Source organism: Paenibacillus donghaensis (genome assembly GCF_002192415.1).
Classification (GTDB): domain Bacteria; phylum Bacillota; class Bacilli; order Paenibacillales; family Paenibacillaceae; genus Paenibacillus_AQ; species Paenibacillus_AQ donghaensis.
Genome location: NZ_CP021780.1, coordinates 6,566,173 through 6,582,705 on the forward strand (window position 1 = coordinate 6,566,173; position 16,533 = coordinate 6,582,705).

Annotated in this window: 12 protein-coding genes; 3 read left to right on the forward strand and 9 right to left on the reverse strand. The window is 53.2% G+C overall.

Annotation, left to right across the window (positions count from 1 at the left end):
• Positions 1-206 precede the first annotated feature (206 nt).
• From B9T62_RS29745 to cidR, 7 genes are all read right to left on the reverse strand, one after another.
• Positions 207-2,426 (reverse strand): MMPL family transporter, encoded by a 2,220-nt coding sequence (locus tag B9T62_RS29745; protein WP_087918561.1) that lies wholly within the window; start codon positions 2,424-2,426, stop codon positions 207-209.
• Positions 2,427-2,644: 218 nt separating this feature from the next.
• Entirely contained in the window at positions 2,645-4,540 is a 1,896-nt protein-coding gene (locus B9T62_RS29750; RefSeq protein ID WP_087918562.1) for an ABC transporter ATP-binding protein, read from the reverse strand.
• A complete protein-coding gene (locus B9T62_RS29755) occupies positions 4,537-6,297 on the reverse strand; it encodes an ABC transporter ATP-binding protein (RefSeq protein WP_087918563.1) in 1,761 nt (586 codons plus the stop codon). Before B9T62_RS29755 ends, B9T62_RS29750 begins: the two co-directional genes overlap by 4 nt.
• Positions 6,290-6,802: a MarR family winged helix-turn-helix transcriptional regulator gene (locus B9T62_RS29760; protein ID WP_245864129.1), complete on the reverse strand. Its 513-nt coding sequence runs from the start codon at positions 6,800-6,802 to the stop codon at positions 6,290-6,292. Before B9T62_RS29760 ends, B9T62_RS29755 begins: the two co-directional genes overlap by 8 nt.
• 175 nt (positions 6,803-6,977) lie before the next feature.
• Complete coding sequence (locus tag B9T62_RS29765) at positions 6,978-8,366, reverse strand: helix-turn-helix domain-containing protein (protein WP_245864131.1); 1,389 nt, start codon at positions 8,364-8,366, stop codon at positions 6,978-6,980.
• Between the two features lie 164 nt (positions 8,367-8,530).
• Positions 8,531-8,803 carry an aspartyl-phosphate phosphatase Spo0E family protein gene (locus tag B9T62_RS29770; protein WP_087918565.1) on the reverse strand — a complete coding sequence of 91 codons (273 nt, stop codon included), beginning with the start codon at positions 8,801-8,803 and terminating at the stop codon, positions 8,531-8,533.
• A gap of 146 nt (positions 8,804-8,949) precedes the next feature.
• The gene (gene cidR / locus B9T62_RS29775) at positions 8,950-9,873 is read right to left on the reverse strand and encodes a cidABC operon transcriptional activator CidR (protein ID WP_087918566.1); all 924 of its coding nucleotides are present in this window, start codon (positions 9,871-9,873) and stop codon (positions 8,950-8,952) included.
• A 111-nt stretch (positions 9,874-9,984) separates the two neighbouring features.
• On the opposite strand from cidR, the gene B9T62_RS29780 reads away from it, so the two are divergent.
• Positions 9,985-10,353, forward strand: a complete 369-nt coding sequence (locus B9T62_RS29780; RefSeq protein ID WP_087918567.1) for a CidA/LrgA family protein — start codon at positions 9,985-9,987, stop codon at positions 10,351-10,353.
• Complete coding sequence (locus B9T62_RS29785) at positions 10,353-11,036, forward strand: CidB/LrgB family autolysis modulator (protein ID WP_087918568.1); 684 nt, start codon at positions 10,353-10,355, stop codon at positions 11,034-11,036. Before B9T62_RS29780 ends, B9T62_RS29785 begins: the two co-directional genes overlap by 1 nt.
• 65 nt (positions 11,037-11,101) lie before the next feature.
• On the opposite strand, the gene B9T62_RS29790 is transcribed toward B9T62_RS29785, so the two are convergent.
• Both B9T62_RS29790 and B9T62_RS29795 read right to left on the reverse strand, forming a co-directional pair.
• Positions 11,102-12,076, reverse strand: coding sequence for a Gfo/Idh/MocA family protein (locus B9T62_RS29790; protein WP_087918569.1), 975 nt, complete (start codon positions 12,074-12,076; stop codon positions 11,102-11,104).
• A gap of 61 nt (positions 12,077-12,137) precedes the next feature.
• Entirely contained in the window at positions 12,138-14,459 is a 2,322-nt protein-coding gene (locus B9T62_RS29795) for a helicase C-terminal domain-containing protein (protein ID WP_087920479.1), read from the reverse strand.
• Between the two features lie 244 nt (positions 14,460-14,703).
• Between B9T62_RS29795 and B9T62_RS29800 the strand changes: the two genes are divergently transcribed.
• A complete protein-coding gene (locus B9T62_RS29800) occupies positions 14,704-16,518 on the forward strand; it encodes an LTA synthase family protein (protein WP_425436710.1) in 1,815 nt (604 codons plus the stop codon).
• The last annotated feature ends 15 nt before the right edge of the window (positions 16,519-16,533 follow it).

Sequence of the window (16,533 nt, forward strand, 5' to 3'; positions counted from 1 at the left end):
CCGTTGAGGGCTTTTCTATGCGGATCGGACTTAATTTAGTGGTAAAAATTCCCCATCCCCTTATCGAATCGCCTTACTGAGATCAACTAGTGGTAGAATTTCCCTATAATTCCTTACTGGCTCTAAGTAGTAACCACAATAAGAACTAGTAGATCTCGCCAGATGCTGTTTAACTGGTGCGGGAGGCTCCCATAATAAGGGCAGCCCTATTCCCTGCCGCCTGCCGGCAGTGGCTTCTCTACCTCCACATGTGTGCCCGGCCAGAAGGCCCGGCGGCCAAACAGCATCGTAAGGGCTGGAACAAGCAGCGGGCGGACAATAAAGGTGTCCAGCAGCACGCCGAGGGCTGTGATGATGCCGAACTGCACCAGCACTTGAATCGGCAGACTGGCAAGCACCGCGAAGGTGCCGGCCAGGATAAGGCCAGCGGAGGTGATTACCGAGCTGGTCTCATTGACCCCTTCGGCAATCGCCTGCTTCAGCGGCATGACCTTACGCTTTTTCCAAATGTTCGAGATCATAAAGATGTTATAATCCTCGCCCAGTGCCACCAGGAACACGAACGAATACAGCGGAATGGCTCCTTGGATCGCGTCTGCGCCTAGCAGATAATGAATGATCAGCCAGCCCAGACCCAGCGCCGAGAAGAAGGACAGGATGACCGTAGCCACCAGATAAATCGTCGCAACGACCGAACGCAGGTACAACAGCAGCAGCAATGTTATTAATCCGATTACAACAGGGATGATCAGGTCTGTATCACGGTCGCCAATCACCTGAGTGTCATGCTGCGTGGCGGTTTGCCCACTGACCCACACCTTATCCTGAGGATTGTCAATCCCCGCATCATCCAGCGCCTGCTCTGCCGTTGCCAGCAATGCAGGAATGTAGTCCATCGCTTCGAGTGAATACGGGTTCGTCTTGAATTCAAGATCATAGCCAGTTATGTTGGGACTTACGGCACCCGGCTGCGGATCAGAGACCGTGTCCACATATGAGATGCTCTCCAGCACAACTTGGAGATCGGTGGGATTGGCTACACCCTGCGTATCAACGATCAGCTTGGCCGGTGCTAGCTCTCCCGGCGAGAACTGGTTGCCGATCAGATCAAAGCCTTCCCGCGATTCCATAGTCTTCGGAAACGAAGACAGAATATCGTAGGTGAACTTGATCCCGCTGGAGAACGAAGCCAGAATGCCCAGTCCGATGATCGTTACGCCCACGACCGCCCAAGGGCGGGAAACCACCAGTCCACCGATTCCCTTCTTGCGGGATACCTTCGGCTGTGGAGCCGGTTTCCCGGCGGCTGCGGCACGTTCCGCCTCCATTTCAGGCGTGCGGGGAATAAACGGGAAGAACGAGGTTCTTCCGAAGATGGCCAGCAGCGCGGGCACCAGCGTCAGGCTGGCTATCCCCATAATGAAGATGGAGACGCTGAACGGAACAGCAAAGCGGTGATACGCCCCGTATTTCGCCAGCAGCAGCGCGAACAGTGCGAGCACTACCGTGAAGCCGCTCATCGCAATCGCCCCGGAAGCTTCGGTGATGGAGCGCAGGAGCGCACGGCTCTTGCTCCGCTCGACCTTCAGGAGCTGGCGGAAGCGCGAGATCAGGAACAGACAATAATCGGTTCCTGCGCCGAACAGCAGCACGGTCATAATAGAGATGGCCTGTGAATCTACGGTAATCCAGCCCTTCTGTGCCATGAAGCCCAGCACAGGACTGGTTGCGCCATAAGCGAACCCGACGGCAACCAGCGGAATAAGCGCAAGAATCGGTGAGCGGTAGATCACCAGCAGGAACACCAGCACCAGAATCACCGTTGCAATCAACAGAGAGACGTCAGCGTTCTCGAATAATCCGGTAGCATCGATGGTGATTCCTACGGGTCCGGTGACCCTAAGACTCAGCTCATCGCTCTCTGTCTTGGCTGCTGAAGGATCAGCACCCGTCTCGGCAGCAATCCGTTCCTTCAGCTCCGTTACCGCTTCGCCAAGCTGCTCACTGTCAGCTGTCTTGTCGAACAATACTGGAGTGACCAATGTGCTCTGATCCTCAGATAAGGAAGCCTGCAGCGCCTGCGGCGGCAGCTGGCCCAGCGGCGGAACGAAGTTCTGGTGCGGCAGCGGCTCCTGCTCCAGCTTGCTGTAGGTAGCCGTTATATGTACTAAATCTTCGCTGGAAAGTCCGCCTTCCCTGTGCCAGACCAGCAATGCCGGAACTCCGCTGCCGCCGGGGAACTCCTTCTCGGCCAGGGCTGCCGCCCGCACCGATTGTGAATCCTCCGGCAGATTGGGCGCATTGTTGACAACCTGCGAGTTAACTGCAGGCCATAACACGGTAAGCGCGCCTACTACAATGATCCATACGAGAAGAGTAATCCATTTAGTCTTACTTCCCGCCACCCATTTTCCGTAGCCTGACATTCCCTTCACCCTCTCTTATGTACCCGGCAGCCACAAAATGAGCCACGGGTCATTTTTTACCCTTATCATATATACCCATCAAATTTTTATCAAATCATATTTATTTCTCACCTCTTTTCCATGCCTGAAACCTCAAAACGCCCCGCCATCCACAGCAGGCTGATCAGCGCGTCTGTGAAGGCGGGGCGTTTGGGTGTTATGTCAGTATTAATGTACTTTTATCCTGCATCCGGCAGGTCATCCCCCGAGAATTGGCTGTTGTACAGGTCAGCATAGAATCCGCCTGCTGCCAGCAGCTCCTCATGGTTGCCTTGCTCAATGACCGTCCCCTGGTTCATCACCAGGATCAGATCGGCATCCCGAATGGTGGACAAGCGATGGGCGATAACAAAGCTGGTCCGGTTATCCATCAGGTTATTCATTGCTTTCTGGATCAAAACCTCTGTACGTGTATCGACACTGCTTGTAGCTTCATCCAGAATCAGGATCGAAGGATCGGCCAGGATGGCCCGGGCGATCGTAAGCAACTGCTTCTGCCCTTGTGAAATATTGGAGGCTTCTTCATTTAGAATAGTATTGTAGCCCAGCGGCAACGTACGGATGAAATGGTCAGCATGTGCAGCCTTAGCGGCCCGCACCACGTCGGCTTCCGTGGCTCCTTCACGCCCATAGGCAATGTTGTCGCGGATCGTGCCGTTGAAGAGCCAGGTATCCTGCAGCACCATGCCGAATCTGCTGCGCAGCTCACTGCGTTTCATATCGGTGATGCCTACACCATCAATGATAATCTCTCCGTCGTCCAGCTCATAGAAGCGCATCAGCAGGTTGATGAGCGTAGTTTTGCCGGCTCCGGTAGGTCCGACAATAGCGATGGTCTGGCCGGGACTGACCTCAATATTCATATCCTGAATCAGAATCTCGTCTGCTTTATAGCCAAATTTCACATGGCGGAATTCTACAGCGCCTCCAACCGTTTCCTCATCCTGCTTCACTAGGGACGTCGAAACTTCCTTGACTTCCTCTTCTTCATCCAGCAGTTCAAAGACACGTTCTGCGGAGGCAATAGTGGACTGGATGATGTTGGCGATATTGGCCGCCTGCGTAATCGGCATCGTAAATTGGCGGGTATACTGGATAAAGGCCTGGATATCCCCGACATTAATCATATTGCGGGTTACAAAAATACCTCCGACCACACAGATCAGCACATATCCAAGGTTCCCGATAAACATCATCAGCGGCATAATCATCCCGGAGAGGAACTGTGCTCTCCAGCCGGTATCGTACAGGGTGTGGTTGATGCCGTCGAAATGCTCCAGCGAGTTCTTCTCGCGGCCAAAAGCCTTGATGACCCGATGACCGGTATACATCTCCTCCACATGTCCGTTCAGCTCGCCAAGTGATTTCTGCTGGCCGATGAAATACTTCTGTGAACGCTTGGAAATGCCCAGAATGACCACGAAGCTCAGCGGCAGGGTCAGGATGGTAATCAGCGTCAGCCATGGGCTGATGGTGAGCATCATCACAATGACCCCAATGATGGTCACGATGGAGGTAATCATCTGGGTCAAGCTCTGCTGCAGGGTGGTGCTGATATTATCCACATCATTGGTGGCACGGCTGAGGATTTCCCCATGAGTGCGGGAATCGAAATATTTCAGCGGCAGACGCTCCAGCTTGCTGTTGATCTGCTCACGCATATCATATACAACCTTCTGGGCTACCCCAGACATTACGTAGGCCTGAATATAGCTGAACAATGAGGCTAACAGGTAGAGCGCGGCCAGTTGGATCAGAATATCATTAATTGCTCCGAAATTAATCGCCGCTCCAGGAACGCCGGTCAACTTCCCGTAGGCCCCCACGAATAGCTCGTTAGTCGCTTTACCCATAATTCTGGGACTGAATATACTGAACACGGTACTGGCGATAGCCATAATAAAGACAATAATCAGCTGAAACTGCCGCGGGCGCAAATAATGGATCAGACGCCGCAGCGTACCTTTGAAATCCTTGGCTTTCTCCGCAGGCATGATCATTCCCGGAGGTCCGCCCGGGCCTGGGCCTTTGTGTCCCCGCGGTGCGGATTTGCTTGCTTTGTTCTGTTCACTCATGCTATTTCCTCCTCTGACAGCTGCGAGGATACGATCTCGCGGTACACTTCATTGTTCTCCAGCAGCTCGCGGTGTGTGCCCATACCGGCAATTACACCTTCATCCATGACAATGATCCGGTCGGCATCCATAACGGTACTGACACGCTGGGCAACAATCAGAACTGTAGATTCCGTCGTTTCCCCTTTGAGTGCGGCACGCAGGTTGGCATCTGTCTTGAAATCCAGCGCCGAGAAGCTATCGTCAAATAGATACACCTCAGGCTTGCGGACCAGCGCACGGGCGATCGACAACCGCTGCTTCTGTCCGCCTGAGACGTTGTTCCCGCCTTGGGCAATTTCGGAGTTGAAGCCCTCCTTCATGGCGGAAATGAAATCGTAGGCCTGGGCAACTGTAGCGGCATGGATGACTTCTTCATCTGTAGCATCCTCTTTGCCGTAGCGGATGTTCTCGCTTATTGTGCCGGTGAACAGCACCGCTTTTTGCGGAATATAGCCAATCTTGGCGCGCAGCTGCTCCTGGGTCATCTCACGCACATCCACACCATCCACGCGCACTGCACCTTCAATGACATCGTAGAATCTTGGAATCAGGCTGAGCAGCGTAGACTTGCCTGAACCGGTACCACCGATGATCGCCGTAATCTCACCTGGCCGGGCACTGAAGCTGATCCCGGAGAGCGCAGGCTGCTCGGCACCCGGGTAAGAGAAGGACACATTGTCGAACTCAACGAATCCGTGCATGCCGGCGCGTCCGTCTTTTGTGGTAGCATCCGCTGTAATCTGCAGCTCGCTGCCTGTAGGATCAGTAAATTCAGGTTTCATATCCAGCACTTCGTTGATCCGGATGGCGGAAGCGGAAGCACGCGGGATAAGCACAAACATCATGGACACCATAATCAGCGAGAACATAATCTGCATCGCATATTGAATAAAAGCCATCAGTGAGCCTACCTCAAGGTTGCCATCATCGATACGGATACCACCGAAATATAGAATGCCAATCATCGAGAAATTCATCACGAGCATCATCATCGGCATCAGTCCGGCCATTACCTTGTTCACCTTGATCGCCGTGTCGGTCAGATCGGTATTGGCTGCAGTAAACCGCTTGTTCTCATGATTAATGCGGTTAAAGGAGCGGATGACACGGATGCCGGTCAGATGCTCGCGCAGCACCAGATTCAATTTATCCAGCTTGATCTGTATCGCCTTGAACAGCGGCAGACCCTTCATTCCTATCAGGAAGATAACTGCCACCAGCACAGGAATTACGACCACGAAGATCAGGGAGAGCTTGGCATCCTCCGAGACCGCCATAATAATCCCGCCGATCATCATCATAGGCGCACCGACCATCATCCGCAGCATCATGGTAAGTACAGTCTGTACCTGTGTAATGTCATTGGTGGTGCGGGTAATCAAAGAAGCGGTACCCAGCTTGTCGAATTCATGCAGCGTGAAATTCTCTACATGGCTGAACATGCGTGAGCGGGTATTCTGGCCGAAACCGGCTGCGACTTTGGCCGATAAATAACTGGCAATCACGGAGAAGAGCGCGCCTGCTCCTGCAACCAGCAGCATGAAGCCGCCGATCTTCCAGATATAGCTGCGGTCCCCCTGGACAATCCCTTTGTCTACTATGTCGGCCATTAGCGTAGGCAGGTAGAGATCGCCCATGGACTGCAGAAATACGAGTATTAATATAGCCGCGATAGCCAGCTTAAAAGGCTTCAGTTGTTTCATTAATTTAATCATGCTTCTCATCTCCGTTCATTTGTAGCCCATCCAGATTGGGCGGCGGATTGTTCTCTACGAACTCATGAACCCTTAGCAGCAGCTCTGCAAGCATGTTACTCTCTTCTTCGCCCAAATATTCCACCAGCCTGTTCAATGTGGTGTCCATGTGATGCTTGGCCTGGCGTGTAACGACCTTTCCTTGCTCCGTAAGCTTGATGCGCACCACTCTGCGATCGGAAGGGTCTGCCTGTCTTTCCACCATACCCTTCGCCTCCAGGCTGTTGATCAGCTGGGTAATCGTAGGAGGCGTCAGATCGAGGAAGCGGCTGATTTCGGATACCTTCAATCCCTCCTTATCGGGAGCGTTTCTTTTGGCGATACATATTAATAAAGTCAGCTCACTTGGCTTATGCCCTTCCACTGAATGGTGCCAGTGCGCTTTGCGCAGCTGCCGGAGTGCTGCAAACAGCTTATGGCCAACTGAATTGGATGAGGAATTATTGTTGCTATCTATTATAATCACCCCTCTCTATAGTTAGGTCGTCTAATAATTAGTTACTTTATTAATTTGGCTACCTAATTATATTTGCGGATAAAAGCTTTGTCAATTGTTGAATCCGCTCTCAAATATTACGATTTCAAGAACGAACAACAGCATAAAAAAACCCTGCCGTTAGGGCAAGGTTATGCTTATACTTTCACATGATTCCGAAATGCCTGTTCTCATTCGCGGCAGCAATCGGATGCTGCTCCATCCCTTTTACAATATCCCCGTATTCCATCCGCTGAGCAGCGTCCGCATATTCACGGTTGGTTTCGAACAGGATCACGACCTTAATCAGCTCCTTGCCGTTGTTCAGCCGGATCGCCAGCTTCAGACTCTGGAGCACCAGCCGAACCGCTTGTTGGTACTGGTTATGGCTGGTTAGATACAGCGCCGTCTGATAACTTAGCCTGTACAGGCGGTCGACATTGATAGGGTCCTGAAACTGCTCAAACCGCTGGATCTCCCTTGAGAACCGCGCCAGTATCGCATCGGCCTTAAAGCCGTAGCGGTTGGCAGCCTGCATGATAATAATCAGGCCGGCCAGAATCTCACCAGGGTTCTCTGCCAGAAAGGCAGTATAACCGGGCAACACCGAGATGTTCCCACCAAGCAACTCCAGAGCGAAGCTGTTGGCTGCCGCATACATGGATAATTTCTCCACCGCAAGTCTTCCCTCATCATCAAGCAGCCTAAACCAACTAAGATCAGCATAACCTGCCGTGTATTTCTTGGCCTCTGCATAATGGCCTTGTTTGGTCAGTGCCATAGCCTTGATTAAATATCCATGACCATAATAAAAAACAAGCGGACGCTCCATCCCCAGCATCTCTGCACGTTTGCTGCCGGACTTGACCGGTTCCTGCTGATAGATCCCCTGAGCCAGCGCTCTAAGCTCATCGCCATATCCCTCCATCTCTTCCCATCTGTGTAGATGGAAGCAGACCTTGGCCAACCTCAGCAACCCCTCCAGCTGTAACGGCTCGGGAAGACGGCCTCTAAACGGCTCAAACACAATCAGGGTGCGCAGCCTCTCCTCCATATCCACGATGGCCTGCTGGGAGATGAAGATATGGAATTGGCTGATGGCAAGACGTTCGGAATAGCGGTCCGTCTCATTCTCGGCAACAATTCTGTAGAAGGCAACCGACTCCTGAACCTTCCCGCTGCAGAACAGCTTCTCTCCTACCGAATAGACAATATCCAAGGCCTTGGCGGATTCAAGCAGCCTGCCGAGAATCTCATCGATGCAGGATTGTTTCCCCAGCTCTGTACAGCGGATCAGAAATGGCTCCAGCCTGCGGCGCGAAATCTTGCGCTCGCTGAAGCATTCCCCCACATAAAGCGGGTAGAGCCAGCCTTCGGGGAATCCGAGCGACTTAGTGATGGCATCCAGCTGGCCCAAGGAAATCGGCTTGGGCGGATTGCCATGCAGGATGGCGCTGAGACTGCCCCGGTTTAGACCCGACAGCTTGGCAAACGAAGCGAGAGTATGGCCCGAACGGGACAGCTGCTTCTCAATCTCTGAACGTATCGTAGTCAAGTTCCCCTCCACCCCGTTCTATCCTCTGCTTCTATACTTTAGGATTCTAATAAATGACATTATAGGGTAAGGCTGCCGCAACCATAACAAAAGGAGGAGCTCCCGCTCCCCTCTTGATTCTGAACCTACCATCTATAGCTGTATACAGGAGGAGACCTGCTCCCTTATTGACTGATGGTTATGGAATGATTGCGCGAACTGCCAGGGTAGGAGGCTGTTCCCGCCTTGTGGCTGCGCAGCTTGTCCATCATCCGGTTCTGGGCCATGACAATGTAACCGTCCAGCCGCTCACTAAGCTCCAGCACCACACGGTCGCTGAGACTGCGCTCCTGAGCCACCTCAAGCAGTTCACTTCTAAGGCTCTCTATGGTCAAAAATAACTCATCTTCTCTATAATCTCTTCTATGATCGTCCCGGGATGAAGCCTGATGAACCATCACGATCACTCACCTCTCTATCCACTTCACTTTTACCTCTTTCTTTATCATAAATCATGATGCCAAAAAAACATAATTAGAAAATAAAGAAAAATATGTAGATTTAACACGAGATAGCGGCGCCGTCCTTTTTGAGACCCTATCCGCTAATCGGCAGCCCCATTCTCCCAGCCGGAGACCGGATATTGCTCACCCAGCAGTCCCTTGGCAAAAGTGATCCATTCCCGCGCCGCAAAGGATAAATAGCGGTCTCTGCGCCAGATCATGCCCAACTGCCAGGGAATAGCAGGCTCCGCAAGTGCAATGACCCCAATCCGGGAACGGTCCATGTCACGGCAGATGGTCTCCGGCAGCAGCGCAATGCCCATCCCTGCGGCCACCATCCGGCTGATGAGGTCCCATTGCGAGCTCTCATAGACCACCTTGGGCTGGAAGCCCGCCTTGACGCAGGCAGTAATGATTCGGTCATGGAGCGCGAAATCCTCACGAAACAGCACGAATTCCTCCTCGGCCAGCTCGGCGAGCGGTACCTGGTCCACACCGGAGAGCCGGTGTCCGGCGGGCACCAGCAGCTGCAGCTTCTCTTCAATAAAGGTGAAACAGTGAAATTTGGCCTTGTTGACTGGCAGCACCACAACTCCGATATCCAGCAGCCCGGTCTCTACATCGTTCTCCACCTTTTTGGCTCCGTCCTCATGCAGCCGGATCGTCACCTCGGGATAACGTCTGTGGAACTGGCCGATAACGGCCGGGAAGAAGCTCGCCCCAACCATCGGCGGCAAGCCGATACGGATATGGCCTTGCTCCAGATTACGCAGACTGTCCAGCTCCGAGGACAGGCTGGAGAAGGATTCAACAATGTTCTGCGCTTTGGGGAGCAGAATCTCGCCCGCATCCGTCAGGCGGATGCTTTTGCCTTCCCGGTAGAACAGATCCGCCCCGAGTTCAATCTCCAAATTGCGAATCATTTTGCTGATTGTGGGCTGTGTAATATATAGAGACTCAGCAGCTCTGGAGAAGCTGCTGAGTCTGGCGGCCTGAACGAAATATTCCAGTTGTCGGACTTCCATACGAACCCCTCCAATGCATAGACAGATGGAATGTTAGTTATTCAATCTATTCATTTTACCTATGTAAGAAACTAATGTAAACTTTCATTAACATGAAAGGGGCGGAGACTTATGAAAAAACTTGCACTGGGCTTGCTGCAGGTGGCGGGACTGATGGTGTTCTCCCTGTTGATCAATGCCTTGACTTCATTCTTGCATATTCCCATTCCCGGAAGCATCATCGGCATGGCCTTATTGTTTCTGCTGCTTGAATCCGGCATTCTCTCTCTGAACTGGGTGGAGATCGGGGCAACCTGGCTGCTGGCCGAGCTGCTGCTGTTCTTTATCCCTTCTGCCATAGGCGTAATGAACTATTCCAGTCTGATGGAAACCTCAGGGCTGCAGGTGCTGGCCGTCGTGCTGATCGGCACCTTCGCTGTCATGGCCTGCTCGGGACTGCTGACAGGCGCTATTTATAAAGTGAAGGAGCGTCGGAGCTAATGCTAATCGGATCGCTGTTCTTCGCGCTTACCATTGCCGTCTATCTGGTGTCCAAGCGGATCTATACTGTCCGCGCCAAAGTGTATGCTTCCCCGCTGATCATTACGCCCTTGCTGATTATCAGCTTCCTGCTCATGACAGGGGTCTCATACGAATCCTACAATGCGGGAGGCAAATGGCTGACGGATCTGCTGCAGCCGGCAACCATAGCCTTTGCAATTCCCTTGCATAAAAACTTCAAGGTGCTCAAAAAACACGCCGCCGAGATTGCGGCAGGCGTGTTGTCCGGTACGGTGATTGCGGTGATCTCCTCCATGCTGCTGGCCAAATGGCTGCACTTAAGCGCCGATCTGGCCGCCAGCCTGGTGCCGCGGTCGGTTACTACGCCGATTGCCATGAGCATCTCGCAAAGTATCGGCGGCATTCCCAGCATTACAGCGGTCTTCGTGATTATGACCGGCGTGCTGGGTACGCTGATGGGCCCTACAGTGCTTCGGCTCTTCCGCATTGACAATGAAATTGCGCGCGGTGTATCGCTGGGAACCGCTGCGCACGGAACCGGAACGTCCAAGGCTTTCGAGCTGAGCTCATTGACCGGAACCATCTCCAGTATCGCGATGATCCTGACGGCGCTGCTCACCATTGGCGTTGCTCCGGCTATGCTCGCGGTTTTCCTCCACTAGGCCGCCCCGGCTTGGGCCAAGGCATGGCGCTTCCTGATCTACAGAAGCGCCATGTCTTTTTGCTATCACAAATGAAGCTTCACCGGTAATCCGTTCTGGGCGGAATCATAAGCTGCACAGGTCACCTTAAGCGTCTTGTACCCGTCCTCATAATCGCTGAGAATACGCGAACGGTCGCCCGTCCGTACCGCATGCAGGAAAGCCTCGCTCTCTTCTAGATAAGGATTGCCCGTGTTGTTGTATTCGGTGCTGTCCCCGCTTCGCACCTCGAGCAGACGCTCCGGGTTCCAGTCCAGCAGGCCGCGGTCGTTATAGAAGCTGAGATTAATCCGTCCTATCTCTCCCGGCAATACGCAGGTGTTGGAGATATTGGCCACAATTCCGCTCTCCAGCTTCAGGGAGACTGTGCCCACATCGGAAACCGTGACATCCTCATGCTGCTCATGCATAATCCGGTTGCCGAACATCCCGTACACCTCCACCACTTCGCCGGCCAAATAACGCAGCAGATCAACAATATGTGTCGTCTGCTCTGTGAATTGCCCGCCGGATTGCTCCTGATTGCGCCACCAGGCCACACCCGGCATGCCGCCCATCCACTGGCCGACAATCATCCCTACCTTGTCTCCGCTCAGTGTCTCCTTCAACCGCCGGATATTCTCCTGGTAGCGGAAATGATAGCCCACCGAAGTCAGCAGATTACGCTCCTTGATATCCTGCAGCAGACTTGCCGGAATAGCCGTACTTGCGGCCAATGGCTTCTCTATGAAAAAAGGAATACCCCGCTTAATCAGCGAACGCTCAATCGCTCCATGAGACTGCGGCGGGACGCAGATGTACACCGCATCGAGCTTATGGGCGTCCAGCATCTCGGTCACATCGCCGTATCCGGCCGCACCGTATGCCTGCGCCATCTCTTCGCCTTTGGCCCGGCTGCTGCCGCAGACCGCCACCAAGGCAACATCCTCCATTCCTGCCAGCAAGTCCGCATGGACCTTAGAGAACCAGCCTGTTCCTATTATCGCGAGCTGAAGTGTCATAAATATACCTCCTGATGATGTCAGTTGAATGCCTTTTCATAGATTATACGCGTTTATGGGTTTAGAAGGTAGTTCTCCACTCCTCGGGCAGCAGGGAGTAATAGGGCTGCTGCAGGAATCGGTCATCGGCCAGCACGATAATTCCTGTGTCCTGCTCGCTGCGGATCAGGCGCCCTCCGGCCTGCAGCACCTTGCTCATGCCCGGGTAGACGTAGGCGTAATCGAAGCCGTTCTTGCCTTCATCACTGAAGTACCGGCGCAGCAGATTGCGTTCGAATCCCAGTTGCGGCAGCCCGACGCCGACGACCATCACGCCATTCAGCCGGTCCCCCGGCAGATCCACCCCTTCAGAGAAGATGCCGCCCATTACGGCAAACCCAAGCAGCGTATCCGGGTTGTCCGGCCGGAAGGCGGCCAGGAAGGCTTCCCGCTCCTGCTCGCTCATGCCTGTTCCCTGCACCAATACCGGAACCTCCGGGTGCCTGTCGGCAAAGACCTCGTACACATTCTGCAAATAGAGGTACGAAGGGAAGAACACCAGATAGTTGCCTTGGCGGGACACCATCTCATGCAGCGCCTCACTGAGCGGTTGCAGCGATGCCTCCCGGTCCCTGTAGCGTGTGGAGACAGGCAGCACCGACACCTTCCACTGCTCTTTCTCGAATGGAGACGGGACGCTTAAGCTGTAGTCCTCTTCCTCAGCCCCAATCATATCGCGGTAATAAGACAGCGGCGATAACGTGGCCGAGAACAGAATCCGGCTGAGGAAGCTCTTCGACATCTGGCGAAGCAGCTTGGACGGGTCCAGATTGAACAGCTTCAGGTACACATCTCCGCGCCTTACCTCCGCATAGGTGATGTACCGCTCATCGTACAGCTTGAAGGTGCGCAGCATCGCCTGTACCGCATAATAGGTGTCCAGCAGACTGCCTTCCTCTTCATTATCTGCGGAAGCTGCGATGAAAGAAGCCTGGATCAGCTCCTGCTCGGCCTCAACCGCGAACGTCTCGAGCAGGGAGGGAAGCTCAGCCGGATATTCGTTCCAATGCCGCTCTCCCTCCTCCCCGCAGCTTTTGCGCAGAGCAATGAAGAAGCGGTTAACCGCTTTGGCCGCATGGGCCAAATTTCCGTTGTGGACCTTATACCTGCGCTGCAGACTCAGAAAAGGCGCCTTCTCAAGCGACGCGGAGAACATCTCGCGGCCGCGGTCCACCAGATTATGCGCTTCATCCACCAGCAGCACGAGGCCGCGCTTGCGCTCCTCGGGCAGCCGCTTCAGACTGATGCGGGGATCATAAATATAGTTGTAGTCACAGATCACAGCATCACAGGCATAGGCTATATCCAGCGAGAATTCAAACGGGCAGACTTGATGTTTCCGCGCATAACGGGCAATAATCTCTCTGCTCATCAGCGTCTCTTCGGCCAGGATATCGAGTATCGCCGCATTGATCCGGTCATAGTAGCCGTCCGTATAGGGACAATAATCAGCAGTACAGGGACCTTCTTCTCCCTTGAAGCAAGCCCTCTCCTTGGCGGTCAGCGTAACGGCGTGCAGTGTCAGGCCACCGGCCACCAGCAAGGCCAGCGCCTCCTCGGCTGCAAGCCGTGTTACCGTCTTGGCGGTCAGGTAGAACAATCCCTTGGCCCGTCCTTCGCCCATTGCCTTCAGGACGGGAAACAGAGTGGACATCGTTTTGCCAATGCCGGTCGGAGCCTGCACAAACAGACTGACCCCTTCCGAGACCGATTGGTAGACCGCACCGGCCATATGCCGCTGGCCCTTGCGGTAGACGGCAAACGGGAAGGCCAGCTGCCGCAGGCTCACATCCCTGCGTTCGGTATGCTGAAGCATCAGCTCGGCATAAGGCGCATACCGGGCCACTGTCTCCGCAGCGAAGGAACTCAGCTCTTTCAGGGTTGCCGTCCGCTGCAGACTGCGTGCTTCCTCCCCGCCTCGGCGGACATAGGTAAGCCTAACCTCTATAGCAGAGAGCTTCTCTTCCAGCGAGATCATATAGGCATACATCAGCGCCTGAGCCCAATGCACCTCCCGGCCTTCTCCGATTTCATCCAGCGGACTTACGGTGGATTTAATTTCCTCTACGATAAAGCTCCCCGTTTCCGAGACCAGCAGGCCGTCACAGCGGCCATCGACAAGGAATACCAGCTCATTATGGAGAATCTCTGTCTTCAGATAGACCTCCTTGCGGTCCCCTTCCTTATATTGCTGCTGGATCTTCTGGTGAATGCGGGTCCCTTCAGCCATGGCACTTGCACTGCGGAAGCCCGGCTCTATGCTGCCGCTAGCATAGGCATATTCGACCAGTGAACGGACCGACAGGGCAACGGGCTGTTGTAACATTTCAGCGCCTCCTTCCATGTAATAAGCGGAGCCTTTCCAGAAATTGTTATACATACTATCCTTAATTTTGACATTCTACCACCAGCGTAGCATAATAAGTGCTATTACTATGGATGTTTTATGTCCTGACGCTGTTTCCTCCCAGCCGGGAAGCAGTGTTTGATCATTATAGAAAGAAGGCGAAGCTGTGTTCTCCATTCGTTTTAAGCAGTGGATCGTTAGACCCTTCGTGTTTTTCACTCTGATTTTTGTGCTTAAGAGCATGTTGGCGTGGGGGGTTATCTTTGGAGATCTATTGCCATGGAAATCAATATTAACTGAAATTCCTTTTGTGTGGGCGCTCTTCTGTCTGATTGAACGTTTCGCCTCCAAGCGCAAGCTTGGATACTATATGACTGTTAATCTGCTGTTGACCGCGATCTTCTTCGCCGCCATTATGTATTTCAAATATTATGGAGTTATTGTCACTTACCATGCGGCAGAGCAGGTGAATCAGGTCACCGCCGTCCGCAACAGCGTGTTCTCGCTCATGGACCCTTATTATCTGCTGATCTTCACCGACATTATTGTCCTGGGATTCTATTTCCTCTTCAACAAGAACGGACGCAACTATAAAAAGGATAAGATTAACCGCAGCCATATCAACGGCAACGGACGCACCGGTGCCAAAATGAAATACAGCCTGCTGTTCGCTGTCTCACTGGGGCTATGCCTGTTCAATATTCTGCCCAACAAGGCGAGCATGAATGAAATCAAAAAGGCGCAGGAAATGGGCATCCTCAATTATGAGGCTTACACGATCTTTGCTCAAGATGAACCTGTGCTGGTCAATGCGCGCGATATCACACAGGATGCCGTCAATACGCTGAAGGGCATCGATACCGCTGCCGTCTCGCCCTATCAGGGTGCCGGCAAAGGCAAGAACCTGATTATTATTCAACTGGAGTCCTTCCAGAGCTTCCTAATGGGTCTTAAGCTGGATGGCCAGGAGGTCACGCCTAATCTCAACAAGCTGGTTCAGGACAGTCTCTATTTCTCCAATTTCTATCAGATGGTTGGCCAGGGCAACACCTCCGACGCAGAATTTGTAGTGAATACTTCTTTCTATATTCCGCCGCGTGGAGCAGCCACTATGTCTTATGTAGACCGGGTGCTGCCAAGTCTGCCGCGCCTGCTGCACGAGAATGGCTACGAAACCGCCACCTTCCATACCAATGATGTCGAGTTCTGGAACCGGAGTGAGCTCTACGAATCTCTCGGCTGGGACCACTATTATGACCATAAATTCTTCGGTGATGAGGATGTCTTCTTCTTCGGAGCTTCCGATGATGTGCTGTACAGCAAGACGGCAGGCAAGCTTCAGGAGATGAGTACATCAGGCAACCCTTTTTACGCTCAGGTTATTTCCATGTCGGCCCATCATCCGTTCACGATTCCCGAGGAGAAATACCGGATGAAGCTGCCGGAGCGGTATGAAGGTACTTTCGTAGGAGATTATATCCGTTCCCAGAATTATGCCGATGAAGCCTTCGGGAAGTTTGTCGAGGAGCTGAAGGCCAAAGGAATCTGGGACAACAGCATCATTATGGTCTACGGCGACCATATGGGACTGCCGATTTATTCACTCGACAATGATGACAAGGAACTAATGACCGAAATATATGGCAAGGATTACAGCTATGAGCACATGCTTAATATTCCGTTGATTATTCATGGCGCAGGGAACAGTGGTCCGCAAACGATGGAGCAGGTGGGCGGCGAGGTCGATATTCTGCCAACTGCGGCCAGCCTGCTGGGAGTGTCGCTGGAGAACCAGCTGCACTTCGGCCAGGATCTGCTCAGCCAGACATACAATTTGCTGCCGGAGCGGTATTACCTTCCGTCCGGGTCCTTCATTGCCTCCTCGGGCCTGCTGATTCCCGGGAACAGCTTCGAAGACAATACCCAATATCCGATTGCATCGGGTCTTCAGCAGCCTGCCGCGAGCGAGGATGAATACAACCGGGCACTGAAGCTTCTGCAGCTGTCGCACAGCTATGTGTCCCAGCTTCCCGAGAAAGCTCCACAAGCGGAATAACGGCAGTACTTCAAG

What these genes read in the sequence shown, in the direction of transcription:
- B9T62_RS29745 (WP_087918561.1), bottom strand. Translation starts at nt 2,426, where the DNA reads ATGTCAGGCTACGGAAAATGGGTGGCGGGAAGTAAGACTAAATGGATT.
- B9T62_RS29750 (WP_087918562.1), bottom strand. Translation starts at nt 4,540, where the DNA reads ATGAGTGAACAGAACAAAGCAAGCAAATCCGCACCGCGGGGACACAAA.
- B9T62_RS29755 (WP_087918563.1), bottom strand. Translation starts at nt 6,297, where the DNA reads ATGATTAAATTAATGAAACAACTGAAGCCTTTTAAGCTGGCTATCGCG.
- B9T62_RS29770 (WP_087918565.1), bottom strand. Translation starts at nt 8,803, where the DNA reads ATGGTTCATCAGGCTTCATCCCGGGACGATCATAGAAGAGATTATAGA.
- cidR (WP_087918566.1), bottom strand. Translation starts at nt 9,873, where the DNA reads ATGGAAGTCCGACAACTGGAATATTTCGTTCAGGCCGCCAGACTCAGC.
- B9T62_RS29780 (WP_087918567.1), top strand. Translation starts at nt 9,985, where the DNA reads ATGAAAAAACTTGCACTGGGCTTGCTGCAGGTGGCGGGACTGATGGTG.
- B9T62_RS29785 (WP_087918568.1), top strand. Translation starts at nt 10,353, where the DNA reads ATGCTAATCGGATCGCTGTTCTTCGCGCTTACCATTGCCGTCTATCTG.
- B9T62_RS29790 (WP_087918569.1), bottom strand. Translation starts at nt 12,076, where the DNA reads ATGACACTTCAGCTCGCGATAATAGGAACAGGCTGGTTCTCTAAGGTC.
- B9T62_RS29795 (WP_087920479.1), bottom strand. Translation starts at nt 14,459, where the DNA reads ATGGAAGGAGGCGCTGAAATGTTACAACAGCCCGTTGCCCTGTCGGTC.
- B9T62_RS29800 (WP_425436710.1), top strand. Translation starts at nt 14,704, where the DNA reads ATGTTGGCGTGGGGGGTTATCTTTGGAGATCTATTGCCATGGAAATCA.